This window comes from Bacteroides sp. L10-4, from assembly GCF_013373675.1.
GTDB lineage: Bacteria > Bacteroidota > Bacteroidia > Bacteroidales > Bacteroidaceae > Bacteroides > Bacteroides muris.
The window spans coordinates 28,963-46,039 of record NZ_JABXJH010000009.1; the positions used below are offsets into that span (position 1 = coordinate 28,963).

Here is a 17,077-nt window from a genome sequence, read left to right on the forward strand (position 1 = left end):
TTGATAATTGGTAATTAAAATAAAGAATGAAGATTTGAAAATTATCAATTATCAACGGTCAATTCTCCATTCTCATAATCTCCTCTCTCTTTGGACACTTCATAGCCTATTCCTTTCAGTCGCTCCTCCAGTTTCTGCAAACCTTCTGCAGCTTCAGCACCCACAGAGGCTTTGTCGTCGTAAAGGGAATACTTTGCCCGTTGATGAGAAGGCGAAAGGTTGGGCATCACGACATTGGCGCCCGCCAATATTCCCCGCTCCCGTCCGTCCGGGGCAAGTGTAGCCAAGGCAGTAGTGGCAGGTATCAGTGCGGAAGGATGCATCAGCCGGAAGATAGAAAGCAGCTTCAGCGTCAACTCCATATCTCCCGATGAAAAAGAGGAAAACGGAGTATCGTGATGCGGAAGGAAAGGTCCTATGCCTATCATCTCCGGATGAAACCGTTCGATGAAGAGAATGTCTTCCACCAGATGGTCTACCGTCTGGTAAGGACTGCCTACCATGATTCCGGTTCCCACTTGATAGCCTATCTCTTTCAACCACCCCAGGCATTGTAACCGGTGAGAAAGAGACATCTCCGCCGGATGGAGCTTGCGATAGTGCCTTTCATTGCAGGTTTCGTGCCGCAACAGATAGCGGTTGGCACCTGCCAGGAAGAAACGTTCGTAGGCTTCCCGCGATTTCTCGCCCAAGGATAAGGTAATGGCACAATCCGGGAAGGATTGCCGGATGGCGGCAACTGTCTCCACCATCCCCTCATCCTTCACCGCCGGCGCTTCGCCCCCTTGCAGCACAAAGGTACGGAAGCCCAACCGATAGCCTTCATGGCAACACGAAAGAATCTCCTCCTGCGTCAGCTCATAACGGGTGATGTTCCGGTTCTCCTTCCGTATGCCGCAATAGTAGCAGTTATTGCGGCAACGGTTGGTTATCTCAATCAGTCCGCGAATGAAGATTTTATTACCAAAGCGGGCAAGCGCTTCTTCCCGGGCAAGCCCTTGCAGGTAGGCTGCAAGGGCTGTGTCCCGACAAAGAAGCAAGGCTTTATACTCTTCGGCATCCAGCCTGCGATTGCTCCGCAGTTTGTCAATCAAATGCTTCATATAAACGGACAAAGGGCTAATACGTCTCTTTTCTCTTTGCCAACTCCTGCGTCAGCTGGCGCTTTCCGGCAGTTATTTCATTATGCGAACATGGCCCGGTAATACAACCGCCCTCACAAGCCATCACTTCAATAAACTGCCCCGGAGCCTTGCCCGACTTGACGTAAGCACGCAACGCACCAATAGCTTTCTTATCCAGATTAGCCACTTGTACGGCATTGATTTTATCCGCCTCTTCCTTCAGATAGGCTTTCACGGCACCCATCACGCCCCCTGCCTGCGCGAAGCCATGCGCCTCGCGCACGGAAGTGAAACTCATGGAATAGGGCTGTGCCTGCTCCATCTGAATATCCAGCCCGGCAAGCACAGAAGCCATTTCCTCGAAAGTCATGATGAAGTCCACCGCCTCGTCACGCTGCGCCTCTTTGCGCTTGGCAACACAAGGGCCTATAAAGACCACCTTCGCATCCGGATACTTCTCTTTAGCAATGCGGGCAGCATAATACATCGGAGACCCGGTACCTGACACGTAAGGCTTCATGGCAGGAATATGCTTGTTCACCAGCTCTATATAAGACGGACAGCAGGAAGTCGTCATAAACTTCTGGCCCTCCTTCAACTTCTCAATCAGCTCGTGCGCCTCGTTGCTGACAGTATCCATCGCTCCCTGAGCTACCTCAATGACATCCGTAAAACCAACTTGTTTCAATGCGCCATACACTTGTTCAATGGTTGTCTTGAACTGCCCCAGAATGGACGGAGCCACAATAGCTACCACCTGCTCACCCTTGCGGATTCTGTGTAACACGTCAAATACCTGCGATATTTCGAAAATTGCTCCGAACGGACATGCATTGAGACACTTTCCGCAATAGATACATTTGCTTTCGTCAATATGCTCTATCCCCTTCTCATCCTTACTGATGGCTTTTACGGGACAAGCTTCCTCACAAGGTACAGGAATATAAACAATGGCATGGTAGGGACAGCTCTTATGGCAGATGCCGCAACTGATACACGCATCATGGTCAATCCACGCCTGCCCGCTCTCCTTGACATGTACAGCTTTCTTGGGACAATTCACCTGGCAACCGCGTGCCGTACATCCGCGGCAAAGGTTCGTAATCTCGTAGTTTATCTGCACACATGCCGAACAAGCTTCGTCAATCACACACATGATATTGTCTTTCGGCTTGCCATTCTCCGCTCTATCCAGTGCACGGGCAGCGTACTCCGACAAAGGAGTCAGTTCATCCATCTCGTCCTCCATATCGAGTCCCAGCAACGGCAGTGATTTGTACTTCCACACTGCGCGCTCTTTGTGCACGCAGCAGCGTCCCGCATGCTTGGACCGTCTCGGACTCAGCTCGATAGGCAGCCGGTCTATTTTATCCACAAGTTCGTTATTATTCCACAGCTTTACCAGTTCCTTCAGCAATCTGTGGCGGACAATCATAATGTTGCTCGTAAATGCCATATTTTTTAAAATCAGAATTAGTTAGTTCGGTAACGGTCTGCAAAGATAACGATTGTTTCACAAAAAAGACTTAACTTTACAACCCAAACAGTATAAATACCACCGATATGTTTACTATAAGAAAAGCAACGACAGCAGATTGCGCACTGATTCAGAAACTTGCGCAACAAATATTTCCCGTTACGTATAAGGATATCCTTACTCCCGAGCAGACCGCCTACATGATGGAATGGATGTATTCATTGGACAATATCCGTAAACAAATGGAAGAAGAAGGTCATGTCTACTTTCTGGCTTACAAGGAATGTGAAGCGGTGGGCTATGTGTCTGTAGAGCAGCAAGGGGAAAATTTATTTCACTTGCAGAAGATTTATGTACTCCCACATTACCAAGGTGCACATTGCGGCAGTTTCCTCTTCCGTGAAGCCATCAGGTATATCAAGGAAGTACATCCCGGCCCTTGTGTGATGGAGCTGAATGTGAACCGTAACAACAAGGCACTGCAGTTTTACGAACACATGGGAATGCAGAAACTCCGTGAAGGGGATTTCCCGATAGGAAACGGATATTATATGAATGACTACATCATGGGACTGGAAATCTGACCCCCGGCATTAAAAGTCCTCCAAAAACTAAAGGCTGCACAGTTCATTACGAACATTGCGCAGCCTTTAGTTTTATCTTTCGTTTCCGATTACTTCGCCACCTTTTCAAGCCATTTTAGCATGAACAGCATGGTAAACATGGAAATGCAGCACGCTACTACAAATACCGTCCACGTCATCCAGATAGGGATACTTTCGTAGAGGATAGCACCGATAACGAGCAACTGATTACCAATGGCAGTAGCACCCAGCCAACCGCCCTGCATGATACCCTGATATTTGGGAGGAGCCACCTTGGACACGAATGAAATGCCCAACGGAGATATGTACAACTCGGCAACAGTCAATATCAGATAGGTAACCATCAGCAACAGCGGAGTCACCTTCACCGGAGAAGTACCCAAAGCGATAATATCCTTGTGCATCGGCAAGTTGCTTACATAAGAACCGATAGCCATTATAAGAAAGCCGGTGGCAGCAATACCCATACCGATGGCAATCTTCCGCGGAGTGGAAGGCTCTTTACCCTTGGCACGTTGTGCTGCAAAAACAGCCATAATAACTGGTGTCAGAGACACAACAAAAATCGGGTTCAAAGACTGGAATAGCTCAGCGGAAATAGCCATTCCGAACAAATTCAAATCTGTATATTCCTTGGCAAAATAAGTCAGCGTCAATCCATTCTGATGGAAAGAAAACCAGAAGAAAATTACCACACCAAATACGGCAAACAATGCATACATGCGCTGTTTCACCTCTTGCGCACTCATCTCCACAACAGTTGCGTCGCCTACTTTTGCAGCAACCTTCTTGCTGGGATCGGGGAACTTCTTTCTGTTGATGATAAAAATCACCAGAGAAAGAGCCATAGCCAAGATAGCTACACCGAATGCATAGTGGAAACCGGTAGTAAACACATTCAGATATTCATTGGCAAATACCGTCATATCCGTTACGGGTGTTCCGGAAATAGTGGCTTTTGCCGCCAATGCGCTGTAAGTGTCCACAGCTTCGGGAGTCAGCGTTCCAGCCAGATGTCCGTGGCAAAGGGCAGGCAGGTCGGCATCATAATTGTAGCCGAACGTGGACAGCCACCAGTTACGTACGCCTACTGCGGCAAACGGAGCAAAGATGGCACCTACATTGATGAACATATAGAATAAGGAGAAACCGGAATCGCGCATGCTGGAATATTGGGGATTGTCGTACATCTGCCCTACCAGCGCTTGAAGATTTCCCTTGAAAAGGCCATTTCCGAAAGCTATGACAAACAAGGCTGCACAAGTAATCACCAAAAACAAGGTTTTATTGGCAACCGGTGTAGGAGACGGGATGGCCAGCATCAAGTAGCCTACCGCCATCAAGACAATACCGGTAAAGATGGTACCTTTGTAGTTACGAGTTCTGTCGGCAATAATACCACCTATCAATGCAAGAATGTAAATAGAAAAATAAAATGTTGAGTAAATCAACCCTGCCTCTTTTCCATCCAGTCCGAACTTGGCTTGCAGAAAAAGTACAAGAATGGCCATCATGGTATAAAAGCCGAAGCGCTCGCCCAAATTAGCAAAAGATGCGGCAATCAGACCTTTAGGGTGTTTGTTGAACATAAAAATTAGTTTTTAGAATTAGTAATTAGATTGATTTCTTGAATAATTCCTGCAAATATATAAATTCTATTGAATATTTCCTTATATAATTAAAATATCTCAGCAAAAAATAGAAGATTTATTCATTAAAAAGAACACAAACCTCTGCATGTACTTCCCTTACCAAATCCTTCGGGTCTAGTTTAAGCTGCAAACCGCGTTGTCCGGCACTGATATAAATATATGGAAACTGAAGGCACGTTTCGTGAATATAGGTAGGGAAAGGCTTCTTCATGCCGATGGGTGAACACCCGCCCCGGACATAGCCTGTCAGGGGTAAAAGTTCCTTAACCGGAATAAGGTCACACTTTTTGTTACCCGATGCCTTTGCCGCCAGCTTCAAATCCACTTCGTGCTCACCCGGAATGACACAAACAAAATAGCCGGATTTATCACCGTGAAGAATCAGCGTCTTAAACACGCAATTGATGTCCTCACCCAAACTGGCAGCTACATGCACTGCACTTAAGTCATTCTCATCCACCTCGTAGGGAATGAGCTCATACGCAATCTTGGCCTTGTCGAGAAGCCTTGCTGCATTCGTCTTATTGATTTTCACCATGGCAATTTACAAATTTTATTTTATCAGCTTCCAGCTCTTCACGCAGGAATTTCGGAGTATAGCCTTTCTCGCTTTTTGCCACCTCTTCAGGCGTCCCGCAGGAAAGAAGCTCCCCTCCTCCCTTGCCACCTTCAGGCCCCATATCAATGATATAATCTGCCATCTTGATAACATCGAGATTATGCTCAATGACGACAACAGTATTCCCTTTGTCTACGAGTTTGTTCAACACGTTCATCAGAACGCGAATATCCTCGAAATGGAGTCCGGTGGTAGGTTCGTCAAGGATATAAAGAGTCTTGCCCGTATCACGTTTGGAAAGTTCAGTAGCCAACTTCACGCGCTGACTCTCACCTCCGGAGAGCGTGGTGGAGGACTGCCCCAACTTGATATAACCCAATCCGACTTCCTGAATAACCTTAATTTTGTTCAATATCTGAGGAACATTCTCGAAAAACTCCACCGCACGGTTGATGGTCATATCCAGCACATCGGCAATAGATTTTCCCTTAAAACGTACTTCCAGCGTCTCGCGGTTGTAGCGTTTGCCGTGACACACCTCGCAAGGCACATACACATCTGGCAGGAAATTCATCTCAATACACTTGTACCCGTTGCCTTGGCAAGCCTCGCATCGCCCTCCACTGACATTGAAGGAGAAGCGTCCCGCCTTATATCCGCGTATCTTCGCTTCGGGTAAGCCGACAAACAGATTGCGTATATCGGAAAATACGCCCGTATACGTGGCCGGATTGGAACGCGGGGTACGCCCCAAGGGAGACTGATCTACATTCACCACCTTATCTATATATTCTAATCCTTCAATGCTGCCATACTCCAAAGGGTCCTGCAGAGAACGATAGAATTTCTGTGAAAGAATAGGCTGCAACGTCTCATTGATAAGCGTGGACTTACCACTGCCGGAAACACCAGTAACGCAAATCAGCTTGCCCAACGGAAACTCCACATCCACATTCTTCAGGTTATTACCCTTGGCGCCACGCAGCCACAGGCTGTGCCCATTGCCCTCGCGACGCTTGGCAGGCACCTCGATGGCACGTTCACCGTTCAAATATTGGGAAGTCAGCGTATGCGTCCGGAGCATTTCGCGGGGAGTACCGGCAAAGACAACATCCCCTCCCAGCCTACCGGCTTTCGGCCCCATATCAATGACATAATCGGCCGCAAGCATCATATCCTTGTCATGCTCCACCACAATGACGGAGTTGCCAATGTCACGCAAGTCCTTCAAAGAGCATATCAAGCGCTGGTTGTCTCGTTGGTGCAGGCCGATACTCGGCTCGTCCAATATATACAACACATTCACCAACTGAGAGCCTATCTGCGTAGCCAGGCGGATACGCTGGCTTTCGCCACCGGAAAGGCTGACGGAACTGCGGTTCAGCGAAAGATAATCCAGACCGACGTCAAGCAGAAACTTGAGCCGTGTACGGATTTCCTTCAGGATTTCACCGGCAATCTGCTGCTGCTTGCTACTGAGATACGGGTTCACGTTTGCCAGCCAGTCATACAGTTCATTGATGTCCATCGTGGACAATTCGTAGATGTTCTTGTCGTGAATGCGGAATGAAAGCGCTTCTTTATTCAACTTGGCACCATGACATTCCGGACAAACGGCAGTCTTGGCAAACTGATCCGCCCACTTCTGTGCCGTGGCAGAAGCATCCTTCTCCTGCAGCATCTTGATATACTTTACAACCCCCTCAAACGTCACAAAATAATCGGAAGAGGTACCTATCAATGAACTCTTTATCTTGATACGCTCGTCCGAGCCGTAGAGTATCTCATCCAGTGCATCGTCCGGCAACTTCTTCACCGGAGTTTTCAGCGTTGCTTCATATTTCTCCAGTAAGGCGGCAATCTGCCAGAAAATCATACTGTTCTTAGCTTTCCCCAATGGTGCGATGGCACCTCCGGCAATGGAGAGCTCACGGTCAGGAATCACCTTGTCAATATCAATCTGACTGACCACTCCCAGCCCCTTGCACTTAGGGCATGCGCCTTGCGGCGAATTGAACGAAAAGTTGTGCGGTGCCGGTTCCCGATAAGACAACCCCGTCACGGGACACATCAACCGTTTGCTGTAATGGCGCACGCTATCCGTCTGCACATCGAGTATCATCAGCAGTCCGTCACCTTGGCGCATGGCGGTGGCCACGCTGTTCTTCAGACGTGTGTCATCCTTATCCGTCACCACCAACTTATCTATCACCACCTCCACATCGTGGTTCTTGTAGCGGTCCAGTTTCATACCGGGCAAAGCTTCGTGCACCTCACCATCCACACGTACATAGAGATAGCCCTTCTTGCGCACCTGTTCGAAGAGTTCTTTGTAATGTCCCTTACGGCTACGCACCAGCGGAGCAAGAATATAAATGCGTTTTCCCTTGTAATCCTTCAGGATAAGGTCAAGAATCTGTTCCTCGGTATACTTCACCATCTTCTCGCCCGAAAGGTAAGAATAAGCGTCACCAGTACGGGCAAAGAGCAGACGCAGATAGTCGTAGACCTCTGTGGTGGTGCCTACGGTGGAGCGTGGATTCTTGTTCGTAGTTTTTTGCTCAATAGAGATAACCGGACTCAATCCCGTTATCTTGTCCACGTCCGGACGTTCCAGATTACCCAGAAAGTTACGGGCATAGGCTGAAAAGGTCTCGATATAGCGACGTTGCCCTTCGGCAAAAATAGTATCGAATGCCAGGGAGGACTTGCCGCTTCCGCTCAAGCCTGTAATCACAGTCAGGCTGTTACGAGGGATTTCCGCATCAATATTCTTGAGGTTGTGTACACGCGCACCATATACATTGATATATTCTGTTTCTTCTTGCATGTTGATTAATCCTATCGTTTTAACTGCAAAAATAACTGTTTCCCCCCGAATATCAGCTGGCAAGCGCTATTTTTCAGTTTTGAAATGCACAATATTATTTCTTAACGCAATCCTTTGGTTAGAATGCCACAATATTCGTACCTTTGCAGCTACTTTGGGAAATTGTAAACATAAACCAACGATTACTGAATGAAAACGATTAACCGCATTATCTGCTCCTTGCTGCTTGCCGGTGCATACAGTATCAATGCAGTAGCACAAGAGAATCAATCTTATTTTCTGCATACTATCGAGAAAGGACAAAGTCTTTATTCCATCGCCAGCATGTACGGCGTCAGCCAGTCGGATATCATCAAGCTGAATCCCGGCAGTGACGAAAAAATATTCATCGGACGCACGCTGCGCATCCCGCGCAACGCTGCCAACGTACAAAAAGAGACATACCATACTATCGAAGCCGGTGAGACCCTCTACCGGTTGACTGTAAAATACAATGTATCTGCCAGAGCCATCTGCGATGCCAACCCGGGACTGAGTGCCGAGAATTTTCGTATCGGACAAGTAATCCGCATCCCTTCCACAACCGAAGCCAAAACCATTGTCCCAGTTGAAACGCAAAACAACACTGTAGTTGCCAACAATATTCCCGGCCCCGTAGAATCACGATGCCGTGACATGCACAAGGTGAAACGGAAAGAAACCGTATTCAGCATCAGCCGCGAATACGGCATCAGCGAAACCGAACTGATAGCTGCCAACCCGGAGTTGAAAGGCGAAAACAAAATAAAGAAGGGAACCTTCCTCTGTATTCCCTATCCCAAAGCGCAGACGGAGCAAAGCACCCAATCGCAGGCAATACCTACCGACAGTGAGTTGTTCCGCGAAAACAGAAAAGAGACAGAGCGTTTCAGCACCATCAAGGCTGCTGTCATCCTCCCCTTCCTGGACGGGGTATCGAAGAGCGAATCCTCCCGTATGGTAGAATACTACGAAGGTCTGCTGATAGCCGTAGACAGCCTGAAACGTACCGGCACTTCCATTGACCTGTATACTTACAATTCGGGTCCCGAGAACACCTCATTGAACTCCATTCTGGGTAAAAGCGAGATGAAAGATATGGACATCATCTTCGGGCCTCTATACCAACAACATATCAAGCCGCTGGCCGAGTTTGCCAAGAAACAAAACACGCGTCTGGTGATACCATTTACGTCGAAAGACAACACTGTATTTCAAAATCCGGCAATCTACCAGATAAATACCCCACAATCTTATCTGTACTCCGAGGTGTACAATCATTTCGTACGCCAGTTCCCCAATGCCAATGTCATCTTTATTGAAGCCAGCCAGGATACCAAGGACAAGGCAGAATTCATCAAGGGACTGAAAGACGAACTACGCAACCGTTCCATCCCGATGAAGAGCTTGAAAGAGAGTGTCGCCGTAGAATCCTTGAAAACGGTATTACGTGCTGACCGTGAGAACATCTTCATTCCCACATCAGGCAGCAACCTGACATTGATTAAGATACTTCCCCAATTAACGCTATTGGTGCGCGAGCAACCCGAAAGCCGTATTCATTTGTTCGGTTATCCGGAATGGCAGACCTACACCAAAGACCACCTGGAAGCCTTCTTTGAGTTAGACACCTATTTTTATTCCTCTTTCTATACAAACAACCTGCTTCCTGCCGCCATCAACTTCACCAAAACCTACCGCAGATGGTATGGTAAGGAGATGGATGAGCGCTATCCCAAATTCGGAATGCTAGGCTTTGATACCGGTTATTTCTTCCTGAAAGGACTTGCGCGCTACGGCTCTTCTTTCGAGAAAAACATGCAGGGATTAGATTTGATACCTATCCAGACCGGCTTCAAGTTCCAACGGGTAAACAACTGGGGAGGCTTCATCAACAAGAAGGTGTTCTTTGTGCACTTCACCAAGAACTTTGAGCTAGTGAAACTGGACTTTGATTAGGGATTCATATAACTCGTAACTATATTTTCGAATGAAACTAAAAACAATCGTCATATTCGCCTTACTGGTGTGTGCATGTGTATTGCCTCTGCATGCACAGGTGGGCGAGCAACGCCACAACTTCGCTGTCGGCGTCAATGGAGGCATCAATCTGAATAGCGTAAGCTTCTCTCCCTCTGTCAAGCAGAAGAATCTGATGGGCGTCAACGGTGGTGTGACAGCCCGATATATCTCTGAGAAATATTTCAGTATGATTTGCGGTGCACAAATTGAAATAAACTACTCACAGCACGGTTGGAATGAGTACTATGAGGACTACCCCACACTGAGCTACACTCGCACCATGAACTATGTGGAAATACCGTTCTTGGCACATCTGGCATTCGGCAAAAACCGCGGTCTGCAATTCTTTATCCATGCCGGTCCACAGATAGGTTTCCTGCTTGGCGACAGTGAAAAGATAGACGGTGATTGGGACGGTACTATAGCAGACTCCTACACCCACATCACCGTGGAACAGCACGGAAAGGCCATAGACAATAAATTTGACTACGGCATTGCAGGTGGAGCAGGCATAGAACTGCGCACCAAGGCTGGCAATTTCCTTGTAGAAGGAAGATACTACTATGCTTTGTCCGATTTCTATGGTAGCACCAAGAAGGATTTTTTCTCACGTTCCGCACATGGAGTTATTACAGCCAAGATTACTTATTTGTTCGACTTGAAGAAATAATACCTTCAAGTAGTATTCTGAGCTATCCTACAGAAATCCCAGGTTCTTGCTAAGATATCCGGGATTTTTGTCCGTTTTTATATTCCGCCCTCACCCACTTCCCGCCTCTTTCTTCCATCACACTTGAAAAGATGTCTCAGACGCCCATATCTATATGCTCGCCTTATACGGAACAGCAGTAGTCCCAAGTGACAAGGTCTAAGGAAAAATCCAGTAAAAAGGCAGACCACGTATTCCGAATGAAACACGTGGTCTGCCTTTTATTATTAATTATCAAAACCCTTCTTATCTTCTTAAACGATCTGCTGCCTTAACCATCACCTCATCCTTGTAGATGGCACGAAAAGCCAGATAGTTGAGAATGATGGCTACCACCGGAAGGCAGAGAGCCCATCCTAGCTGGAAAGTCATTGCATCCAAATTATCCTTCAAAATGAACATAAAGACACAGAAGGCTATGTAGTAGCCTATCAGCAGAATACTGCTAAAAATCGTCATACGTATTTGCAACATACGGTTACGGAAAAGGAATATAGTACAGAAGGAAACAAGCACACTGAGCAACAATATCCCGAACAAGCCCCAAGTAGACAAAAATCCTCCGCCAGCCAAAGACACTCCCAGAGGTTTGAAAACATGTGCCGTTACTCCGTCCGTTCCAATGAACTGTCCTACAGGCATACAGATTGTCACAACCAGCAAGATAGTTACCAACAACAAATAAACGGATTGAATACGCTGTATCATTACTGCAATTTTTCTTTTTCCTTAGCCGGGTTACGATAATAAATCTTACCCTCAATATACTCTTGTGTTCCAATCAATGTCGGCTTCGGCAGTTTTTCGTAATAGCGGGAAATCTCAATCTGTTCCCGGTTTTCGAACACTTCTTCCAGATTATCATTGTAAGAGGCAAACTCAGCAAGCTTTTTGGAAAGGTCATTCTTGATTTCCACACTAATCTGGTTGGCACGTTTTCCGATAATCGCTACGCTTTCGTATACATTACCAGTATCCTCACACAACTCCATCATATCACGGGTCACCGTAGTAGTAGGAGCATTTGTCTTTCTGTAATCCATAAATTTATCTATCGTATTAATTACAAATTATTAATTACTTTATCAATCATAAACTTTAAATCACAAACCACTTAGCATATTCATGCTTGCCATTTGCAATTCGTAACTTTCAGTCTGTGGTACCTTCTTATTATTACTCTTCGCTTCCTTCTCCCAGCATTTTCTGTGCCTCCTTGAAGATTCGGTCGGCTTCCTTCGTATATTTGCTTTCAGGGAATTCGTTTTTAAAAGCATAGCACTCATCCACAGCTTCACGGTAACGTTCCGCTCTTCTATCTTCCACACTATATACAGCCAATTCATACTTGGCACGCAAGATAAGAATGGATAAATCTTCACGCAGGTTGGTATATGGATAATCCTTCAAGGCATTCTGAGCAGTGATAACACACGCCTGATAGTTATTGCCCAGATAGTTACCCATATTATAATAAAGTTTTGCAGACAGATATTCCTTCATCACCAACTTGTCCTGCAAGGCAAATATCATGTTCTGCGCCTCCTCTTTCTTGGAGCTTTGCGGGAAGTATTCCATAAACATCTGCAACTGTTGGATAGCACTGTATGTACCGGATTGATCCAAACGCGGCTCCGGAGTATCCAGATACAAAGCTTTACCGGCATGGAAGCGTGCCAATTCTGTAAATGTACCACGGGGATAAACGTTGTAGTACTGAATGAAAGTCTGCGCAGCAGTCTGATAATCCTTCTGGTTATAGTAACTCATGCCCAGCATATAGAGGGATTCCTCCGCCTTATCAGTACCTTTGAGAATGGCAATCAATTCGTTGAGCAAAGTAGCAGCACGGTTGTACTGACCTTTTGCGAAGTAATTTTTTGCCGCCTCGTACTTGTATTCATAATCCGTGCTTTTCAGCAATTTATTGTATTCTCCACACGAGGAGAGCAGCAATGCTGCAAGCAGAGTTATTAGGATGTTCTTCTTCATTACTTTTGTTCAAATAATGCGCAAAGATAGAGGTTCGCATCGAATAAAGCAACGATACGAGCCTTAATTTTTCAAAAACCAGATGAACGGGTTAGAAACAGGGATTAACGGTTAGGGATTAGGGATTATCCCTAACCACTATTTCACAGCTTATACAAGTCACTTGCCGCCAACAAATCGACCTTTTTTTCTGTCAATACACGGATACAATTATCCATGTCGTTGGGACGGATGATAACATTGGCCGTTTCACCGTTGGCAAAAGAATACATATACTCGATGAAGACACCTTCGTCGGATAGGAAACGGAGTACTTTTGCCAATGAGCCGGGGATATTAGGACAACTGATCCCTACTACATCTGTCACATTCACAGCGAAGTGATTATTTTTCAAAGCCTTATATGCTTTATCCGGTTCGGAAACAATACCACGAAGGATACCGAAATCGGCATTCTCTGCAATACATAGAGCAGAAAGGTTGACACCTTCTTTTGCAAGAACTTCAGTCACCTCCGTGAGGCGGCCGGACTTGTTCTCCAGAAAAATGGAAAGTTGTTTTGCTACCATGATTATTGAGTTATAAGTTATAAGTTATTAAAGCTTTCGGTTGTCGATGACGCGCTTTGCCTTGCCTACGCTGCGCTCAATACTGCGTGGTTCTACCAGACGGACATCTACGCCGAGGCCGAGTACACTCTGCAGGCGGGCTACGAGCTTCTTCTTCAGAGCCAACATCTTGTTGATTTCGTCGGAATAGTATTCAGGGCGAACTTCAACCTGCAACTCCATGGTATCGGTATTGTTCTTGCGGTCTACCAGCAAGAGATAGTGAGGCTCGAATTCCGGCATTTCGAGAATGACAGACTCTATCTGCGTGGGGAATACGTTGACACCACGGATAATCAGCATATCATCACTACGTCCCAAGATACGGTCCATACGAACCAAGGTACGTCCGCAGGAGCATTTTTCATAATGCAGAGCAGTGAGGTCCTTTGTGCGGTAACGCAACAGCGGCATACCCTCTTTCGTAAGGTGAGTGAACACCAATTCACCTGTCTGGCCGGGAGCAACCGGCTCAAGAGTCTTCGGGTCTACAATTTCGGGGAAGTAATGGTCTTCATTGAGGTGGGTGCCATGCTGGCACTCGCATTCATAGCCCACACCGGGACCGGCAATCTCGCTAAGTCCGTAAATATCGAAGGCCTTGATACCCAATTTAGTTTCAATATCCCGACGCATACTTTCGGTCCACGGCTCAGCACCGAATGCTCCTATTTTCAACCTGAACTCTTCGCGGGGAAGACCGGAGTCCTTGATGGCATCTGCCAAATAGAGGGCGTATGAGGGTGTACAGCAGAGTACAGTAGAACCGAAATCATGCATCAGCGTAATCTGCTTCTCCGTATTGCCACTGGACATCGGGATAACAGAAGCCCCGATATTCTCGGCACCGGCATGCGCACCCAGTCCGCCGGTAAAAAGTCCGTAACCGTATGACACCTGAAAAATATCCGAGCTACTGGCACCATAGGCGGTAAAAGCCCGTGAAAGGCATTCGGACCATGCCGAAAGATCTTTTCTGGTATAGCCTACCACAGTAGGCTTTCCGGTAGTGCCGGAAGAGGCATGGATACGTACAAGCTGACTCATGGGTACTGCACAAAGTCCGAAGGGATAATTGTCCCGCAAGTCATACTTGGTGGTAAAAGGCAGTTTTACAATATCATCTATACTGTTTATATCATCAGGAGTAATTCCCAGTTCCTGCATTTTCTTACGGTAAAAAGGAGTGTCATGATACACACGCTCCACAGTCCTTTTGAGGCGAATACTCTGGATTTTACGAAGGCTCTCGCGGTCCATGCATTCAATACTTTCATTCCAAATCATGTTCTTCGTTGTATTACAATTATTAATGGTTGTTATCAATATAGCTGCAAAGTAAACAAAAAAATTTTGTTTATCTCAAAGATTTTGCCGAATATTGCCGCATTAAAAAAGAGACAATGAGCAAATTCGAACTGACATCTGCCTACCAGCCCACCGGTGACCAGCCGGAGGCCATCGCACAGCTGACCGAGGGTGTGCGCGAGGGACTCCCCGCACAGACATTACTCGGTGTCACCGGTTCCGGAAAGACATTCACCATAGCCAATGTCATTGCCAACATCAACAAGCCCACACTGATATTGAGCCACAACAAGACGCTGGCCGCCCAGCTGTATAGCGAGTTCAAGGGATTCTTCCCGAACAATGCTGTGGAATATTATGTATCCTACTACGATTATTACCAGCCCGAAGCCTATCTGCCGTCTTCGGACACTTACATAGAAAAGGACCTCGCCATTAACGACGAGATAGACAAGTTGCGTCTTGCCGCAACCTCGGCCCTGCTTTCGGGCAGGAAAGACGTGGTGGTAGTATCTTCCGTTTCGTGCATCTACGGCATGGGAAACCCGGCAGACTTCTACAACAACGTCATCGAAGTGCAGCAAGGCAGGAACTTCAGCCGCAATGTCTTCCTGCGACGCTTGGTAGACAGTCTTTACGTACGCAATGACATAGACCTGAACCGCGGCAACTTCCGCGTGAAAGGCGACACAGTGGACATTTACCTGGCTTACGCCGACAACCTGCTGCGCGTCACCTTTTGGGGAGACGAGATAGACAGCATCGAGGAAGTGGACCCCATGAGCGGCATCACCGTCGCCAGGTTCGACGCCTATAAGATTTATCCCGCCAACCTCTTCATGACTACCAAAGAAGCCACGTTGCGTGCCATACACGAGATAGAGGACGACCTGCACAAACAGGTGCAATGGTTTGAAAACGAAGGTCGTCCATTCGAGGCCAAGCGCTTGCAGGAACGGGTAACCTACGACATGGAAATGATACGCGAATTGGGACATTGCTCCGGCATTGAGAATTACTCGCGCTACTTTGACGGACGTGCTGCCGGTACCCGCCCCTACTGCTTGCTGGATTTCTTCCCTGAAGATTTCCTGATAGTCATTGACGAAAGCCACGTCAGCGTCCCGCAGATACGTGCCATGTATGGAGGTGACCGTGCCCGCAAGATAAACCTGGTGGAATACGGTTTCCGCCTACCGGCTGCTATGGACAACCGCCCGCTGAAGTTCGATGAATTCGAAGAGATGGCCAAGCAAGTGATTTACGTCAGCGCCACACCGGCAGACTATGAGCTGATGAAATCCGAAGGCATCGTAGTGGAGCAGGTCATCCGCCCGACCGGACTCCTGGACCCTATCATCGAGGTGCGTCCCAGCCACAACCAGATAGACGACCTGATGGAAGAAATCCAGGTACGCATCGAAAAGAGCGAGCGAACCCTTGTCACCACCCTCACCAAACGAATGGCCGAAGAACTGACCGAATATCTGCTGAACAATAACGTGAAGTGTAATTATATCCACAGCGACGTAGATACTTTGGAACGTGTGAAGATTATGGGTGACTTGCGCGAGGGTATCTACGATGTACTTGTCGGGGTCAATCTGCTACGTGAAGGTCTCGACCTGCCAGAGGTCTCTCTTGTTGCCATTCTTGATGCTGACAAGGAGGGGTTCCTCCGTTCCCACCGTTCACTGACACAGACTGCCGGACGTGCCGCCCGTAACGTGAACGGCATGGTCATCATGTATGCCGACAAGATAACGGACAGCATGCAACTGACCATCGACGAGACCAACCGCCGTCGCGAGAAGCAGTTGAAGTACAACGAAGAGCACGGCATCACGCCACAGCAAATCAAGAAAGCGAAGAACCTCAATGTGTTTGCCACCAACGAGGCTTCCGGCGAAGCCGTCCTCAGCAGCGAGAAGTTCACTTCCAGCACTCCCCGCCCCTATGTGGAACAAGAAAGTACATCTACGATGGCTGCCGACCCTATAGTACAGTACATGAGCCGCAAGCAACTGGAAAAGAGTATCGAACGCACCAGGAAGCTTATGCAGGAAGCAGCCAAGAAACTCGATTTTATCGAAGCAGCCCAGTATCGCGACGAGGTATTGAAAATGGAGGAACTGTTGAAAGGAAAAGACAAGTGAGAAAAGATAGAACGGCA

Annotated in this window: 14 protein-coding genes; 4 read left to right on the top strand and 10 right to left on the bottom strand. The window is 47.3% G+C overall.

From position 1 onward, the window contains the following. Window positions 1-44: 44 nt before the first annotated feature. On the bottom strand, window positions 45-1,103 hold the full coding sequence (hydE, locus tag HU824_RS04685; RefSeq protein WP_176468235.1) for a [FeFe] hydrogenase H-cluster radical SAM maturase HydE: 1,059 nt from the start codon (window positions 1,101-1,103) through the stop codon (window positions 45-47). A 16-nt stretch (window positions 1,104-1,119) separates the two neighbouring features. Then, the gene (locus HU824_RS04690; RefSeq protein ID WP_176468236.1) at window positions 1,120-2,580 is read right to left on the bottom strand and encodes a monomeric [FeFe] hydrogenase; all 1,461 of its coding nucleotides are present in this window, start codon (window positions 2,578-2,580) and stop codon (window positions 1,120-1,122) included. 107 nt (window positions 2,581-2,687) lie between these two features. Between HU824_RS04690 and HU824_RS04695 the strand changes: the two genes are divergently transcribed. Further along, window positions 2,688-3,185: a GNAT family N-acetyltransferase gene (locus HU824_RS04695; protein WP_136010388.1), complete on the top strand. Its 498-nt coding sequence runs from the start codon at window positions 2,688-2,690 to the stop codon at window positions 3,183-3,185. Between the two features lie 89 nt (window positions 3,186-3,274). Here HU824_RS04695 and HU824_RS04700 read toward each other — a convergent pair whose 3' ends face one another. The 3 genes from HU824_RS04700 to uvrA form a co-directional block, all read right to left on the bottom strand. Then, the gene (locus HU824_RS04700) at window positions 3,275-4,795 is read right to left on the bottom strand and encodes a peptide MFS transporter (RefSeq protein ID WP_136010387.1); all 1,521 of its coding nucleotides are present in this window, start codon (window positions 4,793-4,795) and stop codon (window positions 3,275-3,277) included. Window positions 4,796-4,913: 118 nt separating this feature from the next. Continuing rightward, entirely contained in the window at window positions 4,914-5,393 is a 480-nt protein-coding gene (gene ybaK / locus HU824_RS04705; RefSeq protein WP_136010408.1) for a Cys-tRNA(Pro) deacylase, read from the bottom strand. Further along, window positions 5,380-8,247, bottom strand: a complete 2,868-nt coding sequence (gene uvrA / locus HU824_RS04710) for an excinuclease ABC subunit UvrA (protein ID WP_176468237.1) — start codon at window positions 8,245-8,247, stop codon at window positions 5,380-5,382. The genes ybaK and uvrA overlap by 14 nt, the downstream gene beginning before the upstream one ends. A gap of 189 nt (window positions 8,248-8,436) precedes the next feature. Between uvrA and HU824_RS04715 the strand changes: the two genes are divergently transcribed. Then, the gene (locus HU824_RS04715) at window positions 8,437-10,224 is read left to right on the top strand and encodes a LysM peptidoglycan-binding domain-containing protein (RefSeq protein WP_176468238.1); all 1,788 of its coding nucleotides are present in this window, start codon (window positions 8,437-8,439) and stop codon (window positions 10,222-10,224) included. Window positions 10,225-10,255: 31 nt separating this feature from the next. After that, window positions 10,256-10,957 carry a porin family protein gene (locus tag HU824_RS04720; protein WP_136010383.1) on the top strand — a complete coding sequence of 234 codons (702 nt, stop codon included), beginning with the start codon at window positions 10,256-10,258 and terminating at the stop codon, window positions 10,955-10,957. A 285-nt stretch (window positions 10,958-11,242) separates the two neighbouring features. Here the strand turns inward: HU824_RS04720 and HU824_RS04725 are convergent, their stop codons facing one another. From HU824_RS04725 to HU824_RS04745, 5 genes are all read right to left on the bottom strand, one after another. Next, the gene (locus HU824_RS04725) at window positions 11,243-11,704 is read right to left on the bottom strand and encodes a DUF4293 domain-containing protein (RefSeq protein WP_136010382.1); all 462 of its coding nucleotides are present in this window, start codon (window positions 11,702-11,704) and stop codon (window positions 11,243-11,245) included. Then, window positions 11,704-12,039 (bottom strand): DNA-directed RNA polymerase subunit omega, encoded by a 336-nt coding sequence (locus tag HU824_RS04730; RefSeq protein ID WP_136010381.1) that lies wholly within the window; start codon window positions 12,037-12,039, stop codon window positions 11,704-11,706. Before HU824_RS04730 ends, HU824_RS04725 begins: the two co-directional genes overlap by 1 nt. A gap of 133 nt (window positions 12,040-12,172) precedes the next feature. Further along, a complete protein-coding gene (locus HU824_RS04735) occupies window positions 12,173-12,988 on the bottom strand; it encodes an outer membrane protein assembly factor BamD (RefSeq protein WP_136010380.1) in 816 nt (271 codons plus the stop codon). Window positions 12,989-13,131: 143 nt separating this feature from the next. Continuing rightward, window positions 13,132-13,557 (bottom strand): amino acid-binding protein, encoded by a 426-nt coding sequence (locus HU824_RS04740; protein WP_117588771.1) that lies wholly within the window; start codon window positions 13,555-13,557, stop codon window positions 13,132-13,134. A gap of 27 nt (window positions 13,558-13,584) precedes the next feature. After that, the gene (locus HU824_RS04745; RefSeq protein ID WP_136010379.1) at window positions 13,585-14,883 is read right to left on the bottom strand and encodes a phenylacetate--CoA ligase family protein; all 1,299 of its coding nucleotides are present in this window, start codon (window positions 14,881-14,883) and stop codon (window positions 13,585-13,587) included. A 116-nt stretch (window positions 14,884-14,999) separates the two neighbouring features. Between HU824_RS04745 and uvrB the strand changes: the two genes are divergently transcribed. Beyond that, the gene (uvrB, locus tag HU824_RS04750; RefSeq protein ID WP_176468239.1) at window positions 15,000-17,060 is read left to right on the top strand and encodes an excinuclease ABC subunit UvrB; all 2,061 of its coding nucleotides are present in this window, start codon (window positions 15,000-15,002) and stop codon (window positions 17,058-17,060) included. Window positions 17,061-17,077 lie beyond the last annotated feature (17 nt).